Source organism: Candidatus Sulfotelmatobacter sp., assembly GCA_036500765.1.
Classification (GTDB): Bacteria; Acidobacteriota; Terriglobia; order Terriglobales; family Acidobacteriaceae; genus Sulfotelmatobacter.
The window spans coordinates 286,890-305,128 of sequence record DASYBM010000016.1; the positions used below are offsets into that span (position 1 = coordinate 286,890).

Annotated in this window: 14 protein-coding genes; 6 read left to right on the plus strand and 8 right to left on the minus strand. The window is 57.8% G+C overall.

What is annotated here, in order from left to right; all coding sequences use genetic code 11:
• Nucleotides 1-205: 205 nt before the first annotated feature.
• A complete protein-coding gene (locus VGM18_18330) occupies nt 206-1,618 on the minus strand; it encodes a nucleotide sugar dehydrogenase (protein ID HEY3974970.1) in 1,413 nt (470 codons plus the stop codon).
• Between the two features lie 127 nt (nt 1,619-1,745).
• Between VGM18_18330 and VGM18_18335 the strand changes: the two genes are divergently transcribed.
• Nucleotides 1,746-2,345, plus strand: coding sequence for a YdcF family protein (locus VGM18_18335; protein ID HEY3974971.1), 600 nt, complete (start codon nt 1,746-1,748; stop codon nt 2,343-2,345).
• Between the two features lie 178 nt (nt 2,346-2,523).
• On the plus strand, nt 2,524-3,207 hold the full coding sequence (locus VGM18_18340) for a hypothetical protein (GenBank protein ID HEY3974972.1): 684 nt from the start codon (nt 2,524-2,526) through the stop codon (nt 3,205-3,207).
• 169 nt (nt 3,208-3,376) lie between these two features.
• Here VGM18_18340 and VGM18_18345 read toward each other — a convergent pair whose 3' ends face one another.
• From VGM18_18345 to VGM18_18355, 3 genes are all read right to left on the minus strand, one after another.
• A complete protein-coding gene (locus VGM18_18345; GenBank protein ID HEY3974973.1) occupies nt 3,377-4,738 on the minus strand; it encodes an O-antigen ligase family protein in 1,362 nt (453 codons plus the stop codon).
• Nucleotides 4,739-4,797: 59 nt separating this feature from the next.
• Complete coding sequence (locus VGM18_18350) at nt 4,798-6,132, minus strand: carbohydrate binding domain-containing protein (protein HEY3974974.1); 1,335 nt, start codon at nt 6,130-6,132, stop codon at nt 4,798-4,800.
• Nucleotides 6,133-6,203: 71 nt separating this feature from the next.
• A complete protein-coding gene (locus tag VGM18_18355) occupies nt 6,204-8,567 on the minus strand; it encodes a polysaccharide biosynthesis tyrosine autokinase (protein ID HEY3974975.1) in 2,364 nt (787 codons plus the stop codon).
• 266 nt (nt 8,568-8,833) lie between these two features.
• On the opposite strand from VGM18_18355, the gene VGM18_18360 reads away from it, so the two are divergent.
• Together VGM18_18360 and VGM18_18365 are read left to right on the plus strand one after the other, a co-directional pair.
• The gene (locus VGM18_18360; protein HEY3974976.1) at nt 8,834-9,568 is read left to right on the plus strand and encodes an acylneuraminate cytidylyltransferase family protein; all 735 of its coding nucleotides are present in this window, start codon (nt 8,834-8,836) and stop codon (nt 9,566-9,568) included.
• A gap of 79 nt (nt 9,569-9,647) precedes the next feature.
• On the plus strand, nt 9,648-11,420 hold the full coding sequence (locus VGM18_18365; GenBank protein HEY3974977.1) for a hypothetical protein: 1,773 nt from the start codon (nt 9,648-9,650) through the stop codon (nt 11,418-11,420).
• 44 nt (nt 11,421-11,464) lie between these two features.
• Here VGM18_18365 and VGM18_18370 read toward each other — a convergent pair whose 3' ends face one another.
• Genes VGM18_18370 through VGM18_18385 form a run of 4 tightly spaced genes read right to left on the minus strand, consistent with a single transcriptional unit; the run spans nt 11,465 to nt 15,862 of the window.
• Nucleotides 11,465-12,559: a glycosyltransferase gene (locus VGM18_18370; GenBank protein ID HEY3974978.1), complete on the minus strand. Its 1,095-nt coding sequence runs from the start codon at nt 12,557-12,559 to the stop codon at nt 11,465-11,467.
• Between the two features lie 8 nt (nt 12,560-12,567).
• Nucleotides 12,568-13,791, minus strand: a complete 1,224-nt coding sequence (locus VGM18_18375; GenBank protein HEY3974979.1) for a LegC family aminotransferase — start codon at nt 13,789-13,791, stop codon at nt 12,568-12,570.
• Entirely contained in the window at nt 13,788-14,771 is a 984-nt protein-coding gene (locus VGM18_18380; protein HEY3974980.1) for an SDR family NAD(P)-dependent oxidoreductase, read from the minus strand. The genes VGM18_18375 and VGM18_18380 overlap by 4 nt, the downstream gene beginning before the upstream one ends.
• Nucleotides 14,768-15,862 (minus strand): nucleotidyltransferase family protein, encoded by a 1,095-nt coding sequence (locus VGM18_18385; protein HEY3974981.1) that lies wholly within the window; start codon nt 15,860-15,862, stop codon nt 14,768-14,770. Before VGM18_18385 ends, VGM18_18380 begins: the two co-directional genes overlap by 4 nt.
• Before the next feature lie 177 nt (nt 15,863-16,039).
• Between VGM18_18385 and neuB the strand changes: the two genes are divergently transcribed.
• The gene (neuB, locus tag VGM18_18390) at nt 16,040-17,080 is read left to right on the plus strand and encodes an N-acetylneuraminate synthase (GenBank protein ID HEY3974982.1); all 1,041 of its coding nucleotides are present in this window, start codon (nt 16,040-16,042) and stop codon (nt 17,078-17,080) included.
• On the plus strand, nt 17,077-18,234 hold the full coding sequence (gene neuC, locus VGM18_18395; protein HEY3974983.1) for a UDP-N-acetylglucosamine 2-epimerase: 1,158 nt from the start codon (nt 17,077-17,079) through the stop codon (nt 18,232-18,234). Before neuB ends, neuC begins: the two co-directional genes overlap by 4 nt.
• The last annotated feature ends 5 nt before the right edge of the window (nt 18,235-18,239 follow it).

The following is an 18,239-nucleotide window of genomic DNA, read 5'->3' on the forward strand; positions in this document are numbered from 1 at the left end:
AGGAGTAGAAGTAACTCCATTCAAAGGAATATTTTACGATAACTTGGCTTGGCGCGGGAGGCGCGGAGCAACGAACCCATGCAAAAAAATACATCCAGGGGGTCAGATTTCCCCGGGCCGGATTGCCGGGGCCGGATTGCCAGGGCCAGATTCCGGGGGAAGATTGCCGGGGGAACTGCGGCGCGCCGGGTGTTTGCGCGCTCCCTCAGCAGTGGATAATCTTTGGGTCTGCGATCCCCTTGGTGGCGTTGCGGGTGTCGACCACCAGTTGGGCCTCCTGCACGATGCGTCGATAATCGTAATCGGAGTGGTCGGTTACGATAACGACACAATCGTACTGCGCAAGATTTTTCAGTTCCGCGCACTTCATTTGCAGATCATACTTCCGGCCTTTGCCGATGACAGGGAAATAGGGATCGTGATAGCTGACCTGGGCTCCATCTTTCTGTAGGAGTTCGATGATGGTGAGTGAGGGTGACTCGCGAAGGTCGTCGATGTCGCGCTTGTAGGCCACGCCCAACACCAGAACCCGCGCGCCATTTACCGCTTTCTTGTGGCCGTTCAGCGCGCCCGCGACCGACGATAAAACGTGGTAGGGCATGTTGGTGTTGATTTCCCCGGCGAGTTCGATGAAGCGGGTGCGGAAATCCCACTCTTTGGCCTTCCACGAGAGGTAGAAGGGATCGACGGGAATGCAATGGCCGCCGAGGCCCGGGCCGGGATAGAAGGGATGAAAGCCGAAAGGCTTGGTGGACGCGGCTTCGATGACCTCCCAGATATCAATGCCCATGCGCAGGCACAACAGCTTGAGTTCGTTGACCAGGGCGATGTTGACGCAGCGGTAAATGTTTTCGAGGAGTTTGGTCATCTCCGCGGCTGCGGGCGACGATACCGGAACGGTGCGATTGAAAATAGCACCGTAAAGGACTGCGGCGAGCGCAGAGGCTTGCGGGTTTAATCCTCCGACGACTTTCGGAATGTCGCGGCGGGCGACCGTGGTGTTGCCGGGATCTTCGCGTTCGGGGGAGAAGGCTACGAAGAATTCTTTTCCCGTGAGAGGGGCGCTGCGCGCGGCCTTTAGGCCGGCCTTATTTTCTTTTTCGAGGATCGGAATCATTACTTCTTCGGTGGTGCCGGGGTAGGTCGTACTCTCGAGCACGACCAACTGTCCGGCGCGAAGATGAGGGGCGATGGAGTGGGTGGTGTTGGTGATGAAGCTGAGGTCGGGCTCATGGTATTCATTCAGAGGAGTGGGGACGCAGATGATGATGGCGTCCATGGCGGAGATTTGCGAATAGTCGGCGGTGGCGGAAAATCCGTTGGCCTTGGCGGCCTGAATTTCGTCAGTGGCGATGCGATAGATATAAGAGCCGCCTTTGGCCAGGGTGTCGACCTTGCGGGCGTCGATGTCGAAGCCGGTCACGGGAAACTTCTGTTCGCTGTACAAGAGCGCGAGCGGAAGCCCGACGTAACCGAGGCCGATGATGCCGATGCGGGCCTGGCGCTGCTGAATTCTGGCCTTCCATTGTTCAACGCTCGGGTGATCGACACTCGCATGATCGACCGTCGCGCTCTTGAGTTGCTCAAACGACGTATCTGGGGCAGAGTAGATGGTCATGAAAATTTCCGGGATGAAGCCAGAATAAGCAGCATCAAGGCGATTCGATTTTAGCATGCAGGGATAAGCCGGTTCGGCGGCGGAGTGCGGGGAAAGCCGGAATCCGCAATTCGGCCAGGGGGATTCATTGTTGTTGAAGAACGTGCGGGCAAGCGGACGAGTGTGGATTTTCGCGCTGCTATCGATCGCGATATTGACGACATTAACGGCGAATGCCGGCCGGTTGCTGGTAGTGGACGCTCCGGAAAAATCGGACATAATTCTGGTTCTGGCCGGCGAGACGAATCATCGTCCGGCGCATGCCCTTCAGCTATTGCGGGAGGGATATGGACCCCGCGTGCTCATGGACGTTCCAACCGCAGAAATGGTTTACAACGTGAGCACGATGCAGATTGCGCAAGAATATGTGCAGAGCCTGCCTGAGGCGGCTTCGATCCAAATCTGTCCCATTGAAGGGTTGTCGACGCGGGACGAAGCGCACGACGTGGAAAAATGTCTGGCGGGAGATCCGGCCAGCCACATTCTGCTCGTCACCTCCGATTACCACACTCGCCGCGCGCTCAGTATTTTTCGTCACGAGATTCACGGGAAATATTTCTCGATGGCGGCGGCTCGCGACGACGCGGAATTTGGGAAGGACTGGTGGACCCATCGGGAATGGGCGAAAACTTGTTTGGCGGAGTGGCAAAGACTGGTGTGGTGGAGTCTGGTGGATCGCTGGCGCTGAAGCGAATCGTCTGCAATTGCTTGTCTGACGGCTTGTCCCGCGAGTAAATGCATTCCCGAAACCGTTGAGTTTTCCACCGAAAACGGTTTTCCCTGCACAAAAGGCATTGACTGGTGACAACTAAGGAGGATACGATTCGGTGCACGGTCACCTAAATAGTTATTAACGGAGTGTGGGAATGGGTAAGTCCGCGTTTCGCGGTATGGTGAGTTGCGTGCTGATGATACTGTTCCCCGGTTCGTTGTTCGCGGCCGACACAAACGCGGCCATGCTTTACGTCAATGGCAACGGCGCCGCCTGGGTGAATGGCGCGCACGTACCGCGTTCGACTTCGGCTATTTTCTCCGGCGATCTCCTTCAGACCCGTTCCGATTCTGTCGTGAATATCAACCAGCCCGGGTCGAGTATCACGGTTCTCTCCGACTCTCTAGTGCAGTTCGAAGGATCGTCGGTCGATATTCAACATGGCGGTATAGCGGTAGCGACTTCCAAAGGAGTTGCAGCCACAGCGGGAGATGTAAAAATCGTGCCGGCGTCCAGTGCCTGGACGGAATTTAATGTCACCGACATCGATGGTACGGTTCGGATTGCCGCCCGCAAAGGGAACTTGACCATTAGCGACGGCAAGGATGTGACGACGCTGGCGCAAGGTCAGGACACGACCCGCGACGAAACGTCCGCTACTCCCGACAAGGATGGCAAGAAGAAAAATAAGAAACGTGGAGTCGGCGCGGCCCCGGCGGCAGGCGGCGGAATCATGAATTCTCCTCTCGCGGTCGGTATTGGCGCGGGAGCGATTATCGGGGTTACGACCTGGGTGCTGGTGAAGAGCGACAATCCTGCGAGCCCTACCAAGCCCTAGCCAAAGTTCGAGCCCCCTCAAAATCCCCACTTTTTGGAAAAAATGCGAGAGATTCATGGTCACTACGGTTGGGCTCTACGCCGCCCCGTTAGGCCCGAGATCCTTCGCTCCGCCTGAAAAACGGCTGCGCTCAGGATGACAACTTCGTTGGACCTGCTAACGGACGGCGTTACACGACTTCGGTGGCGCGCACCGTTTCTTCTTCCTCGGTGGAGACGGGCCTGCGTTTCTTGGCGCGGAGGAACAGCGGCGGGGCGGCGGCGAGGGTGCACAGCACATAGAACAGCGCTGCATTCGCGGGAATCTGAAGATTGAAGTCGAACAGGCTGTGGACCAGAATCCCCGAAAAGCCCAACATGCACGCTAAGGTCAGCGCGCCGCTTACGTCCGAGGTCCAGTTGCCGATCTTGCGGAACGCGGCGCGATAAAGCACGATCAGGAACCATACCATCGAGCCAAAACCGAGCAGCCCCATTTCGCACAATAGTTGCACGTAGTCATTGTGGGCTTCATTAATATCGAAGTCGGTGTAGAAGCTGCGGAATTGCGGGTAGACTACGGGAAAACTTCGCAGTCCCCACCCCAACATGGGCTTTTCGCGGAACATTTTCAGGCTATCGCGGGCAATGGAGAGGCGTGTTCCGCCGGAGAATTCCGTGTGGGCTTCCGCCGAAATGCTTGAAATCCGCGAGGTGAGTTCTTTCCCGCCCAGCCAGGTCAGCATGGCGATGAGCACGACAGCAAACGCGCCCATGGCAATCTGCATAGCTTTTCTGTGGCGAACGCTTTTGAACTGGCGAAGCAGGATGACGACGAACAATACCAGTTCGACGAAAATTGCGATCATGCCTCCACGCGAGTCGGAGAGAAAGACGGTCGCTACCATAATCGCGGCGGCGACGCCGGCGGCAATCCGTTCCTTTTCCTTTGCCAGCCGGGTTAGCGATATAACCAGCGGGATGGGCGCCAGCAGTTCCATCAGTCCGGCATAATGATTGTGGTTCACGTAGGGGCCATAAATCCTGCCGCCGTGACTGAGATGAACAATCCAGTACACCTTGCCGTTGGGAGCGACATCCTGCAACAGCGCGAAACAGGCGATGGTGACGCCGTAAATGGCAAGGATAACAGCGAGCTTGCGGGCCTGCGAGCTGCGCAACAAAGTTTGGGCCGACAGGAAACAGAGCATGGCATAGGCGCAGTAGAGCATAGCGCCTGAAATTGTGTCGTGCGCATAAGCGCTGCGGCCGGGAACCATCTGCAACAGGATCAGAAGGCCGAATGCCGACATGGGCAGGAACAGCGGATTCCATTGGATGGTCAGTTCGCCATCGAGCCATTGCTTGGCGAACCAGAGCAGAGTGAGCAGAGCCGAACCGGCCTCCAGCACGAATGTCGACCAGGGCTGCACGGCGCCCAGGGCAATGGGGCCGAACATTAACAATCCGAAGGTTGCGTAGAGCAAGATCGTGTCTATCTGCTCGGAGCGCGATTGTAAGTTGACCGTCGTTTTCTTTTTGTGAGAACCCATGCTGTTCTTATTTCATCCAGTAGTCCGATTCACTCGGCGCTCTGGTTGCGCAGCGCCGTTTACGCCGGTTTTCTGGTGAGACGGAAATTGCCGATCCAGAGCTTAACACGGATGGGATGACCTTCCGGAAGTCGCCGGATGTGGAGAACGATGAGCTTGCAATCGGGCCCGGTGGTGAACTCGCCCTCCGCCTTGGTCCAAAATCCGGCGTCTTTCAAGTCATCGCTTTCGTAATAGATTGCCAGAGTGTACATGTCTTGCACGGTGAAGTGGGGCGCTCCTGCGCCCTGCTGCTCTGAGGTCTTGTAATAAGCGGAGAAATTGTAAGTAGTATTGGGCTGGACGGCAATCAATTGATAGATACCGGCGTCGCGGATTCCGGGGCCGTCAAAGTTCACGGTCAAGGCCTGCCGTCCGTTGCAAGCGCTCCTGAAATCCCGGCGGTCGTCCGGACAGTCTTTGGAATCGAGTTCCAGCTTGACCCGATCCTGCTTTTGGTATTGCCAGTCCAGGCCCGTGTTTAAAACGTTGAGGCCGAAGTTTCCATTGACGATCAGATTGCCCGCCGTCGGCAAATATCTGGAGAGCCCGAAACGATCGGCGGTTTGCTGCCAGACCCGAACCGCCTGATCGACGTCCTTATGCAAAATCAGATAACGGAAGTATTCGTCGGCACGGCGCCGCTCGAAGGGCTGATTGGTCTGAAGCAGTGCGTTCCACACCTTCGCGGTCTGGGCGGTCTGATCGGTCACGGTCGCGCCGTCCTCTGGCTTGTTTTTTTCCAGCAAGTCGAGAAATGCGAGGTAGGCGTCGTTTTGAGGAGGAACGACGTCGCGTAACAGGGCGTCGACGTCGGGTTCGATGCGCCAGCAGAATTGGATGGCCGAGGGTGCGAGCGAAGCATCGTTGGCCAGTACCACTCGAAACTCACGCAGGGCCTTTTCGTTCGCGCCTTGAACCATGTAGAGATTGGCGGCCTCCCAGGCGACTGTCGGTTTAGTGGGATCGGCTTCGATAGCCCGTTCAAAGGCGGAAGTCTGGCGGGACGCATCTCCCAGCAGTTGATAAACGGCCGCCAAGTCGAACCAATAGTCGGCCGAATGAGGGTTGAGTTGCGCCGCTTCCCGGTAGTACTCCCTTGCAGTGGCCAGATCGCCGAGGTCCTGGGCGAAGGCTCGATAGTATCCGCCTAGATAGTTACGATATTCGGCGTCGCCCGGATCGAGGCGGACGGCCCAGCGCAGTCTCTTGAAGTCGCCGCTTCGTACCTCGCCTCGGCCGAGCGAGGAGGCGGCGAACCGGGTCGCGGCGAGAGCGACGTATATCGCTACCAGCGCAAGGGCACTGGCAGTGACCAGCCAGCGGCGACCGGGAGTATCAAAAGGAATCTTCATGCTGCGTAGTCAGGAAAATCAATTATCAGGCGCGGCAGACTATGCGCTGCCCTTATGCGCCGCTCTTTTTTTTACGCGCTGCTAGAGGAGGAAGAAGTTTCAGCCACACCGTCATCTTCTTCGTCATGATCGGAGGAGTCTCCCTCACGGTAATAGCGGGCATACTTGCTTTGATATTCGTAATAGTAGTAATAGTCCGGCGAACTCAGGTCCACGGCGTTGAGCAGAACCCCGACGACCTTGGCGTTGACATTCACGAGAATATCGCGGGAGCGGCGCAGGGCCTGCTTGGTGGTTTGGCCGGAGCGAATCACGAGCACGACGGCGTCGGCGCGGGTGGAAAGGACGACGGCGTCGGTCACCGACAGCGACGGAGGCGTGTCGATCACGATATGGTCATACTGTTCACGCAGTTGGACCAGCACATCGCGCATGTTGGGCGAAGCCAAAAGTTCGGCCGGATTGGGCGGAGGAGTTCCCGCCGGCAGCACGTACAAATTGGGAAGAACTGCGGTCCGGGCGATGGCATGCTCCAGAGTGGTGCTGCCAGTCAACACGTTGCTTAACCCGCTGTGGTGGCCCATGCCGAGGGTCTTGTGAATGCTGGGACGACGCAAATCGGCGTCGATGAGAAGGACGCGCACACCTTTTTGGGCCAGCACCACCGCACAATTGATGCTGGTGGTCGTCTTGCCTTCCTGGGGCAGGGCACTGGTGACCATAATGACTTTCGGAGGCGCTCCCAGGTTCGAAAGCAAAAGAGAGGTACGGAGGGCACGATAGGACTCTGCCATTTGCGACTGGGGCCGGACCTGGGTCACCAGTTCGACGGCTTCTTTGGAGGTGGCGATCACCAGGCGTTTGGGGTTGGGGCCATCGCGGGCAGTTTTCGAGCCCAGGGGAATCATGCCCAGCGACGCCAGGCCGGAAATCATCTGGGCCTGTTCTGTGGTGCGAACGGTATTGTCGATTCCCTCAAGCAGGAACGCCAGGCCGATGCCAGAGGCCAGGCCGAGCACCAAAGCAAACATCAGGTTGCGCGGGATATTTGGTTCGATGGGATAAGTTGGCGGTTGTGCGCTATCGACGACGTGGAAATTGTTATTCTTCAGCGCAGCCGACACGTCGGCTTCGCTGAGTTTCTGCAATAGACCTTCGTACAGCTGGCGACTGGTTTCCACTTTCTGTTTGAGCAGGGTGTATTCGATAGCGCTTTCATTCAGTTTGTTGGCTTCCTGCTTTTGCTTTTCGAAGGCATCCTTCAACATACTCTCGCGCTGTAGAGCTGCGGTGTACTGGCCGCGGACCTTGGCGACAACCTTCTTCATTTCCGCCTGAATCTGGGAATCGATTTCCTTCAGCTGATTGTTCAACTGAGTCAGCTTGGGGTAAGCCGGGCCGAACTGGGTGCTCAAGTCGGCGCCCTGGATCTTAAGTTCGGCCTGCTTGCTCTTCAATTGATCGAGCAGCGCCGAGGTCGATTGTGTGCCGGGAGTTCCGTCATCCAGGCCTTCGGCGCTGCTGGCGATCGCGTCCGGATCGCCGGACTCGACCAACCGGTAGAGGGCCTCCTTGTCCATGCGATCGCTTTCGGCGGAGGTGAGCTGTTTGTTGAGCTCGTCCAACTTTGACATCGTGATGTTCTGTTTTTCGTCGATGCCCAGGATTTCGTGCTCTTTCTGATATTGGACGAGCTTTTCCTGCGAGGTTTCCACCTGCATCTGGAGATCGACGAGTTGCCCCTTTAGCCACTCCGAGGCCTGCAAGGTGGAGTTATAGCGTTTCTGGAAATTGTTTTCGACATAAGTGCGCATCAGCGTGTTGACCACTGTCGAGGCCCGTTGGGGATCGGGGCTGCGGAATTTTACCTCGATGATGCGGGTATTCGGAACCAGGGTGACGGTCAAATTTCCCTTTAAATCGCCGATGGCGGCGGTGGCCCGGGCAGGATCGTTTTGCAGTGGGTCAGGCGCCAGGTCGGGGGATTCCGAAGGTGGAGGGGGAGCCTGGCCGGAGAACTTCGTGTCCTGATACAGATGCAGTTCGCCGATCACTTGCAGAGCGAGGGAATCGCTCTGCAAAGTTTTTATGTCCGTTTCTAATTCGGTAGGGTCGAAATAATCCAGGCTGAAGGTGGCGGTATTCTGAAAGTTGAGGCTGGCATCGGGCTTATTGATTTCGATGGTGCCCTTCGCCTCGTATCTCTTGGTCATCTTCAGGCTGGCGATGGCGACGACGCAAAAAATGGTGATCAGGCAGCCCAGTACGATCCATTTGCGCTTGCGCAAGATTCGGATCGATTCGCCGAGTGCGGAATCGCGCGTGGGGAATTCGGAATAGAGGCGCGCACCCGGCGGGCTTTGCGTCTCCAGGTTTTGATTCGGATACATCTCGCGAACTGAGGGGTTGGCCGGTACCAGGGGTCCGAAATCCATGCTGCTCCTCAACGAATCTTTGACTGCTCCAAAGCCCAAACAGGGCTATCGTACACACCTAGAACCTAAAATCCCCGGTCGAAGAGGGCTGATCGTCGCGCAGGAAATTGTTTCGCACCGAGTTGGCTGGAGAGTTCGTCCAACATCTTAACATCGGATCAGCTAAAAACCGCGGTCAATTTTAGTCGCGAGGGGACATGCCGAATGCTGGGGAGTCGGCTATATTTCCGCTATACTTCCCTATTCTAGCGGACGATTTGATTCGAATGACGGGACAAACTTCCGGGCCCACGGTTCTGGGCATAGTTCCGGCGCGTGGTGGATCCAAAGGTGTCAGCCGAAAGAACATCCGCCTGCTGGATGGTCAGCCCCTGTTGGCATATACCGCGAGCGCCGCGCACATGGCATGCTCCCTCTCCAGGGTGTTACTCAGCACAGAAGATCCGGAAATCGCAGAGGTCGGGAAGTCGCTCGGACTCGACGTGCCTTTTCTGCGGCCGGTTGAACTGGCGCTCGATGCCACGCCAATGATCGACGTCATCCTGCATACCATCCGCTGGTCGCGGAGCCAAGGGCAAGATTACGATGCAATCTGCCTGCTTCAACCCACCAGTCCGCTGCGCAGCGCAGGAACGATCGATCGTTGTGTGGCGCGACTAGGGGGAGGCGAAACGGATACTGTAGTGTCGGTTCGGCCTGTGCCGCTGGAATACAATCCGCACTGGGTCTATTTTGAAACCCCCGACGGGCTGTTGCAGCCGAGCATGAAGGGCAGCGATCCCATTCCGGCGCGTCAATTGCTGCCGCCGGCGTACCATCGCGACGGGAGCGTTTTCGCGGCCAAGACTCAGTCGGTGTTGGCTCACGGGTCGTTGTATGGCTCGAAAACGGTGGGGGTGGTTTCTCCGGAAGAGGAAGCCTGCGACTTGGACACCGAAGAACAGTGGGAATTGCTGGAGCGGAGACTGAAGGCGATGCGCAGCTTGTCTTCCGCTCACTAGCTTCCGCTCGCTAATTCGAAGATTGCGATACTTCGCGAAGCGAATTCTACACCACGACTTGCAATCCCCTATTTCTTTCATGGCGAAAACGCTTCATCTTTACGCGGGCGATAGCGATCCCACTTACGCGGTAGGAACGGTCGGTCTGCTGTGTGAATTTGCGCCGGACAGCCCATGCCTGAAGGCCGCGGAACACTATTACGGGCCGGACAAAATGCTGGGCTCGGTGGATGCGGCGTTGCCGGTCGCATACGCGCTGGTTTCGAAGCTTTTTCAGAGTTCCCCGATAATCGATGGCCTGCCTGTGCTGAAGGTGTTTGAAGAGTTGTTGCTCGAGCAGGTGAGTTACATCGCGCAGGCGTTTCATCTTGATCGCTGGATCCGCGCGCAGAGTTTCGAGGAATGCAAGTTCGTCTCATATTCGCCCTGGCTTGACCGGTTGTTACAAGTCCGCAAAGTTACCGGCTCGAGATACACGGTGGTTGCCGACGTGCCGATTCTACAAAGTCATCGGGGCGGGCGTGCGTTGCGGAAGTTGTGGGACTCGCGTCCAACGCCAGCGGAGTTTTTGCACCGGGCGCTGCCCTTGTGGTCGCGTCGTGTATCGGCCGCGGGCAAGTGGAAACAGGCGCAAGACGCGCCGCGCGGCGGAATCTGGTTTTATTCGCTGGCCTACAACTTCACGAAAATCGGACTGCTCTACGAACCGTTCTTTCCGCAAAAGATGAATTTTCTGGTGGAAGATCCGCGGACGGGTGGAAAGCGTCTTCGCGAAGTGGGACGAAAGTCGCACTGGTTGTATGCGTGGTCGCGAACCTCCGACATTCCGTCGTTGGGAGAGACGCGCTCGATTGGCCGCCGAATTATCGAGGCCTTGGCCGCGGCCGCCCTCACCGCCGACGAAGATGCGTTGCGAACGGTGATGTTGAATAGCGAGTGGTGGAGCCATCTGCTGACGCGCCGCTTGCCGTTTGTGTTGTTCAATAATCGCGTTCTGCAACGGTGGCGTGAAGCCGTACGGCCGGAGACGATCGTCGTCGGCAATGCGGGAGATGAACGAGTTCTGCTGCTGCGCGAAGATGCCGAGCGAGTTCCCACGGTTCTGCTGCAACACGGCATCATGCATTGGACGTATGCCGTAACCGATGAACCGGTGGACGTATTTGTGCTGCGTGGTGCGTTCTTTCAGCGTTCGGTGAATGAGAATTTTCGCCGCAAGACGGTGGTGCATAATTTTGCGGAACGAAATTTTCCGGAAGCGAACGCGGCCGTTTCGCAGCAAGAGAACGTTGCATGCAAGGACATTCTGTTTATTACGGCGCCCTACGATGTACCCCCGCTTTATCATCGGAAGGATCTGGTCGACATTCTGCGCTCGCTGCTGCGCGTGGCGCATTCGACCCGTCGCCGCCTGACAATTCGAGTGCATCCTAACGAAACGATTCCGGCATATCGGCAAGCCGTTGAGGAATTGCAGCGAGAAGCGGGATTGCAGGCCGAGGTGGCGTACTCGCAAGGGCCGGGCGTTGAAGCGGTGCTCGCGCGTTCCTGCGTGGCGGTCCTCCACTTTTCGACGATGTTTCTCGATTGCCTCCGCCACAGCATTCCGATCGTGAGTTTTGGCTGGCATGGGTTTCCCAATAAGCGGCAATTCGAGGATGAGGGAATTTTTCATTTTGCGGCGAACCTGGGCCGGCTGGAAACGCTCGTGGGCGAGGGAATTGAGGGTCGCCTGCCCCAGCAAAGCGCGAGGCTCGAAGATTTTCTGGCGCCCAGTCGTCCGCAGGAAGTCTCAAAATTCTTTCAGGAGATCTGGGATGCGCGAGGAGCCGCACTTGAAATCCCTCATTGAGAGGCGTCATCCCGGAGAGGCGTCGTCCCGAAGACCGGCGCAGTTCAGCCGACCAGCCGAATTATGAGATCCTCCCACTGCGGGGCAATCCGCTCCCAATCCCATTCCCTTGCCATCGCCGCGCCCTGTTGCCCCATCGTTAGCCGCATGGCGGGATCGTGGATCAATGCGCCGACGTAGTCGCTCAGTTCTTCACCGGACCATGCCACCAATCCGTTACGTTCGTGAACGACGGTGGGCGCTTCAAAAAAACCGTGCAACACAATGGGCAGGCCGCACGCTGCGGCTTCCTGAGTCACTTTCGGAACGCCCTCGGAACGAGAGGGCAGGACGAAGATCGACGATTTACGAAATTCTTCCGCCAAGAGTGCGGGAGGAAGCGCGCCGGGAAAACTAAGATTTTCAAGACCCATCTGGCTCGCCTCGGTCATGAGCGCCCGCACCATTTCGCCGTCGCCAAACCAGACGAAGTCCGCTTCTTTATAACGTTCGGCCAGGCCGAGAAACATCTGCGGATGCTTGGAACTCTTCACCGTTCCGCAACCCACGATCCGGCAACGTGAAGGTTCCTGCCGGTCGGCGTTGTGGAAAATGTTGGCCTCCAGACCGAGCGGCAGACAGGAAACTTTATCTCCGTAGAGAAACGCGGCGGCGCGGGCGAGAAACGGGCTGACCGCGATGATGTGATCGGCGCTTTCATACAACCAGCGAAGGCGCGGCACCGCCGCGTCCGTGTTCGGTTGGGAGAAAACCGGGTGGCCGACCAGATTGGAAAGTCGCTCGATCGACTGGGGCGAGGTGATTAAGCCCTCGAGAGTCGCGATCACGGGACTTCGCCGTCCCGAGAGCCTGCGAAGCCTGAGCCCAAGTTGGTCCCCCCAATGCGGCCCCGGATAAAAAACGGCATCGAATCCGGATTGGTAAGCTGCGCCCAACTCGCATTGCCAGAAGCGCGACCCGGAAAGACGCAGCGTTTCAACGCCGTTTTGTCGAATTGACCCGGCGGGCTCTTCGCTGCAAATGGCTGTCCAGCGGGCGCGTGGATCTTTGAAGCGAGACAGCAGAGCGCGGGCGTTCGCATTCTGGGAATTGGTATCGGACCGATCCATCCATCGTGGAACAAACAGGTGAATCGCCATGCGGTTAACTATCGCCCAATTGCGCGTCGGTTGAGGTTCATAAGCGATTCGATGACGTAAGCTTGATCGGAATCCGACAATCCGACCGAGCAGGGAAGGCTCAGGGCGCGGGCGTGGATCCAGTCGGCTGCTTCACAATGAAAGGCCTCGCAGTCGCGATGCACCGGGCTGCGATGCATCGGTTGCCACAGGGGCCGAGTCTGGATGCCTCGTGCCTCCAGTTCCCTCATGGTATTTCGCGAGCTGAGTCCAAAAAGATCTTCATCTATTAAAACCGTGTATAGCCAAAAAATGCTTTCCGCCCACTCCGCCTGCGGCATCAAGGTAATGCCGGGCGTGTTCTTCAGACCCTCCGCATAGCAAGAGGCGATCGCCTGTTTCTTGCGAATGAACTCCGGCAGCATTTCGATCTGGCCGCAGCCCATGGCGGCCTGGATGTTGGTGAGGCGATAGTTGTATCCGATTTCTCCGTGCACGAATTCCACGGGATCGTCTTTTGCCTGCGTAGTGAGATACTTCGCTTTCGCGGCCCAGTCCGCGTTTGAAGTTACGATGGCGCCGCCGCCGCCGGTGGTGATGATTTTGTTGCCGTTGAAGCTGAAGCAGGCGATGTCTCCGATTGTCCCGGTGTTCCGGCCGCGATATTTCGCACCCAGGCACTCGGTGGCGTCTTCAATCACGGTAAGACCGAATTCGTGGGCCACGGAGACGATCGGTTCCATATCGACGGGATGACCGAGAATGTGCACCGGGAGGATGGCTTTTATGCGGCGTCCCGTGCGGCGGTTGCGCAGCTCTCTTTCTCCCTGCGAGTATTGGCAGTTCTGGCGCAGAAAGTCCTGCGTTTTTTGCGCATCGAGTTGCCAGTACTGGGGCTCGGCATCGATCAGGACCGGCCATGCTCCGGCGTAACGAATGGCATTGACGGGCGCGATAAACGTGAGGGTCGAGACCAGCACTTCGTCATCGGGCTGGACTCCGCTGACCAGCAGTGCTATGTGCAGAGCCGAGGTCCCGTTGCTGGTGGCGACCGCCGACTGCGCTCCCACCGTTTCAGCGATCATAGTTTCCGCGAGCATAGTTTCGGCGAGCATGCTCTCGAAGCGATTTACGTACTCACCGACCGAAGATACCCATCCCGTGTCGAGGCAGTCTTTGACATACTTCCACTCGTTGCCGCGAATTTCAGGGGCGGAGAGCGGAATGTATGCCGTTGCCGTGTTGGGTTTCACAGGGCGTAGACTCCGGTCCGATAGCGGTCGAGATTCGAGCGCATCCAGTCCAGGGTGTGCTGCAAGCCCGCGCGCAAGCTCACCTCCGGACGCCAGCCTAATAACTCGTTTGCCAGGCGATTGTCGGCGAGGAGGCGATCGACTTCACTTCCGGCGGGCCGAACGCGCTGTTCCTCCTGGATAATTTTGCAATCACTGCCGACGGCAGAGCAGATCGTGCGGGCAAGATCGCCGATGGAGATTTCAGTGCCGGTGCCGAGATTGACGACACGGCCGACGGCTTTCTCACTCGCCGCATTCAATAGAAATCCTCGGACGGTGTCCGCCACGTAATTGAAATCTCGCGTAGGAGCCACGTTCCCGACGCGAATCGGCTCCCCGGCCAAGGCCTGCGTCATGATCGTGGGAATGACGGCGCGGGCCGACTGGCGCGGACCGTAAGTATTGAAGGGACGAACAATGCTGACCGGTAGCCCAAACGCGCAATGGAACGACTCCGCCAATTTATCCGCCCCAATCTTGGTCGCGGAGTACGGCGACTGGCTTTGCAGAGCGTGGTCTTCCGAGATCGGGATTTGGCGTGCAGTTCCGTAAACTTCGCTGGTCGAGGTATGCACGATTCGCGACACGCCGGAACGCAGCGATTCCTGAAGAATATTCATGGTGCCGATGATGTTCGCGCTGACGTACGACGACGGCGACACATAAGAATAGGGGATGGCGATCAGAGCGGCGAGGTGGAACACCACGTCTACGCCCTTCAGCGCGGCCTTGACGCTGTCCGCCTCACGGATGTCGCCGGCCATAATCTCCATGTCGTCGCGCAGATCGCTTTCATCCATCCAACCGCGGCGCCCCGAGCTGTTGTAGTGAACGAGTGCGCGGGTCTGCGCGCCAGCGCGAACAAGCGCTTCGGCGAGATGACTGCCGATGAAGCCGCCTGCGCCCGTGACCAGTACCGATTTGGATTTCCAATTCACTTGGCGGTTACTCCACGGTTCACAGTCGCCCCTCCCATGCTTTGCACGTCGTGCTGGGCGCGCTCGTAATCCTCGTGGCGGCCGATGTCGAGCCAATACTCCCACACCGGAAAGCTGACCACCTTACTCCGAGACTGAACGAGAATGTCGATCAGTTGGGGCATGTCGAAATGCTGGCCCGACGGAATCAAGGCCCGTGCCGAGGGAGAAATCAAGTAGATGCCGGCATTGACGAAGAACTTTACCGTCGGTTTTTCCGTGACTGCGGTGACGTGCAAACCATCGGTTTCGACGACGCCATAGGGAACATCGAAGCCGTATTCGCGCACCGCAACCGTCATAGCGGCGGCGTGCTCGAAATGGAAGTCGAGGAAGGCCCGGAAATCGAGAGCGGTCAGGATGTCGCCATTGATCACCAGGAGCGGATCGTTCCCTGAGACCAATGACAAGGAACCGGCCGTGCCCAGGGGTTGATCCTCAGTTACGCATTCGACTTCGATGCCGAAGGCTTCACCCTTGCCGAAATGCGCGGAGATCTGATCGCCTTTGTAATTGGTGCTGATATTGATGCGCGCGATGCCGGCTTGCTTCAGTTGGTGTACCAGGCGATCGATTAGCGGTTGCTCGCCCACGGGCAGCATGGGTTTGGGTGTGTCGGCAGTCAGTGGCATCAGGCGCGCACCCAGGCCGCCGGCCATTACCACCGCGTGAACTGGGGCGTGACGCTCGGCCACCAGATCGTCGAGTACGGCGAGTTCGAGCACGCATCCGTCGCCATCCACGAGCGGAATTTGCCTAACGGCGCGGGCTTTCATTTCGCTGAGAATGGCGTCTTTCGGGCTGCCTTGGGGAAGCGTGATCGGGTTGCGGTTGTCCTGCGTGCGGCGTTTTGCAATCAGAGTCGCAACCGGAAAGTCCAGGCCGATTCCAGCCAGCACGGCGCGCCGTAAATCTCCATCGGTCAAAGTTGCGATCAGGCGCTTGCGTTCGTCGACCACCAGCGCGATGCCCTTGGCGCCGCGATCGATGCAGGCCATTACTTCACGCAGGCTGGCCTTTTCGGTCGTGCAAATTTTCTCGATGAACTCCATCAGTGCCCGATCCTGTTATGGATGCGAGTAAATCTTATCATCGAGCAGCAAAGCTTCGTGGGTGAAGCGCAGGTCGGTTGAACGGGAGATCCTTCATTCCGCCTGAAGAACGGCTCCGTGCAGGATGACATTGCAGTGTGGGGGAAGCCGATTCCGTCTCGCCTATAATGTCAGGCGATGGAAATTGGCGGCAAGAAAATCGGAAGTGGGAATCCCTGCTTCGTCATTGCCGAAGCGGGAGTGAACCATAACGGCAGTCTGGAAACGGGGCTGCGTCTCGTCGATGCGGCTGTCGAAGCCGGGGCCGACGCCGTGAAGTTCCAGACTTTCAAAGCTGAAAAGCTGATTTCAGCCGCCGCGCCGAAGGCCGACTATCAGAAGGCGACGACCGGAAGCGCGGAAGCACAACTGGAAATGGTGCGGGGGCTCGAGATGCCGGAGGCGATGACATACGCCGTCGCTGAACACGCCGCGAGGCGCAGAATTATTTTTCTGTCGACGGCGTTTGATGAAGAAAGCGCGGATTTGCTCATGAGGATCGGAGTTCCCGCCTTCAAAGTCAGTTCCGGGGACGTGACTGACCTTCCGCTGTTGGCGTTTCTGGGCCGAAAGCGGAAACCGGTAATCCTGTCGACTGGGATGTCGTACCTGGAGGAAGTTGAGAGCGCCGTGGAGACGCTGCTCGCTTCCGGCTGCCCCGAACTGGCGCTTCTGCATTGCGTTTCAAGCTATCCCGCCACTCCCGAGTCGGCCAACTTGAAGGTCATTCCGGCGATGAAGCGGCACTTCAACGTGCCCGTCGGATTCAGCGACCACTCGCTCGGAAACGAGTTGGCCATTGCCGCGGTCGCGCTCGAGGCAGATATTATCGAGAAGCACATCACGTTAGACATCAATCTGCCGGGGCCCGACCACAAGGCGTCTCTCGCACCCGATGCCTTCAAGAATATGGCTCGATCGATTCGGTTGATTGAGGCAGCGCGAGGCGACGGGGTAAAAAGGCCTACGGCCGCCGAGCAGAATGTGCGAGATGTAGCTCGGCGCAGCATCGTGGCGGCGCGCACGATTGCGCGGGGCGAGGTAATCACTCGGGAGATGCTTGCTTTTAAGCGGCCGGGCACCGGTATCTCTCCTGCCGACTGGAAAAAGATAGTGGGTAGAAGCGCCGCGCGCGAAATTTGCTTCGATACGCCGATCGCTGCCGGTGATCTGGCATGACGCTCCGGGTTGCCGTTGTGACGGTGGGCCGATCGGACTATGGAATCTATTTTCCGGTGCTGCGCCTGCTTCAGGCTGACCCACAATTCGAATTGCAGCTGATTGTGGCCGCGGCCCACTTCGATCCCACCCAGGGAAGCACCGTTCAGGAGATGGAGAACGATGGGTTCGCCATTGCTGCCCGAGTGCCGATGCGACTGCCGGGCGATTCAAGGCAGGACGCAGCGGTCGCCATCGGAGCCGGCGTGCAGGAGTTCGCCACGGCCTACGGAGAACTTCGATCTGACATTATCCTTTTGCTCGGAGACCGGTACGAGATGCTGTCGGCAGCCGTGGCCGCGCTGCCTTGTCGGATTCCGATCGGCCACATTCATGGCGGAGAACTCACTTTCGGCGCGATCGATGACGCCATTCGACACTGCATCACCAAGCTTAGTCATGTGCACTTCGCCGCCACCGCGGAATATGCCCGACGCATCGAGCAACTTGGGGAAGAGTCGTGGCGGGTGCATACGACGGGTTCTCCCGTGATCGATTCGATCTTATCGATGGAGGCGATACCGAGGGAGGAACTGGAAGCGGAAATTGGACTGGACCTGTCGCAAACCCTTCTGATCACCTACCATCCGGTAACGCTGGAACAGAATCCCGCGGAGCATATCTCTGCGCTGCTGGCAGCGGTCTCGGCACCGGGCTACTCGCTGTTGTTTACGCACTCCAACGCGGATCCGCATCGCTCCGAGATTGTCGCCAGCATAGAAAAGTTTGTCGCGAAGACCCCGAACGCTCGGCTGGTGAAAAATCTTGGCCATCGTACGTACCACAGCGTGCAAAGACATGTCGCGGCCATGGTGGGAAATTCCAGCAGCGGCATCATCGAGGCCGCAAGTTTTCGCCTGCCCGTCGTGAATATAGGAATTCGTCAAGAGGGCCGCGTCCGGTCTGCCAATGTGATCGACGTCGGAAACTCGCCGGAAGAGATCGCGCGCGGGATTGAGAAAGCCGTGAGTTCCGAGTTTCGAAAGTCGCTCGCGAACATGCAGAATTTGTATGGAGATGGCTGTGCTGCGGAGAGAATTGTATCGGTGTTGAAGAAAACCGAGATTGGGCCGAAGTTACTGATCAAGAAATTTGCCGACCACCGGGTAGAATGAGCCGC

What these genes read in the sequence shown, in the direction of transcription:
- VGM18_18365 (HEY3974977.1), top strand. Translation starts at nt 9,648, where the DNA reads ATGGCGAAAACGCTTCATCTTTACGCGGGCGATAGCGATCCCACTTAC.
- neuC (HEY3974983.1), top strand. Translation starts at nt 17,077, where the DNA reads ATGACGCTCCGGGTTGCCGTTGTGACGGTGGGCCGATCGGACTATGGA.
- neuB (HEY3974982.1), top strand. Translation starts at nt 16,040, where the DNA reads ATGGAAATTGGCGGCAAGAAAATCGGAAGTGGGAATCCCTGCTTCGTC.
- VGM18_18350 (HEY3974974.1), bottom strand. Translation starts at nt 6,132, where the DNA reads ATGAAGATTCCTTTTGATACTCCCGGTCGCCGCTGGCTGGTCACTGCC.
- VGM18_18360 (HEY3974976.1), top strand. Translation starts at nt 8,834, where the DNA reads ATGACGGGACAAACTTCCGGGCCCACGGTTCTGGGCATAGTTCCGGCG.
- VGM18_18370 (HEY3974978.1), bottom strand. Translation starts at nt 12,559, where the DNA reads ATGGCGATTCACCTGTTTGTTCCACGATGGATGGATCGGTCCGATACC.
- VGM18_18345 (HEY3974973.1), bottom strand. Translation starts at nt 4,738, where the DNA reads ATGGGTTCTCACAAAAAGAAAACGACGGTCAACTTACAATCGCGCTCC.
- VGM18_18355 (HEY3974975.1), bottom strand. Translation starts at nt 8,567, where the DNA reads ATGGATTTCGGACCCCTGGTACCGGCCAACCCCTCAGTTCGCGAGATG.
- VGM18_18330 (HEY3974970.1), bottom strand. Translation starts at nt 1,618, where the DNA reads ATGACCATCTACTCTGCCCCAGATACGTCGTTTGAGCAACTCAAGAGC.
- VGM18_18340 (HEY3974972.1), top strand. Translation starts at nt 2,524, where the DNA reads ATGGGTAAGTCCGCGTTTCGCGGTATGGTGAGTTGCGTGCTGATGATA.
- VGM18_18385 (HEY3974981.1), bottom strand. Translation starts at nt 15,862, where the DNA reads ATGGAGTTCATCGAGAAAATTTGCACGACCGAAAAGGCCAGCCTGCGT.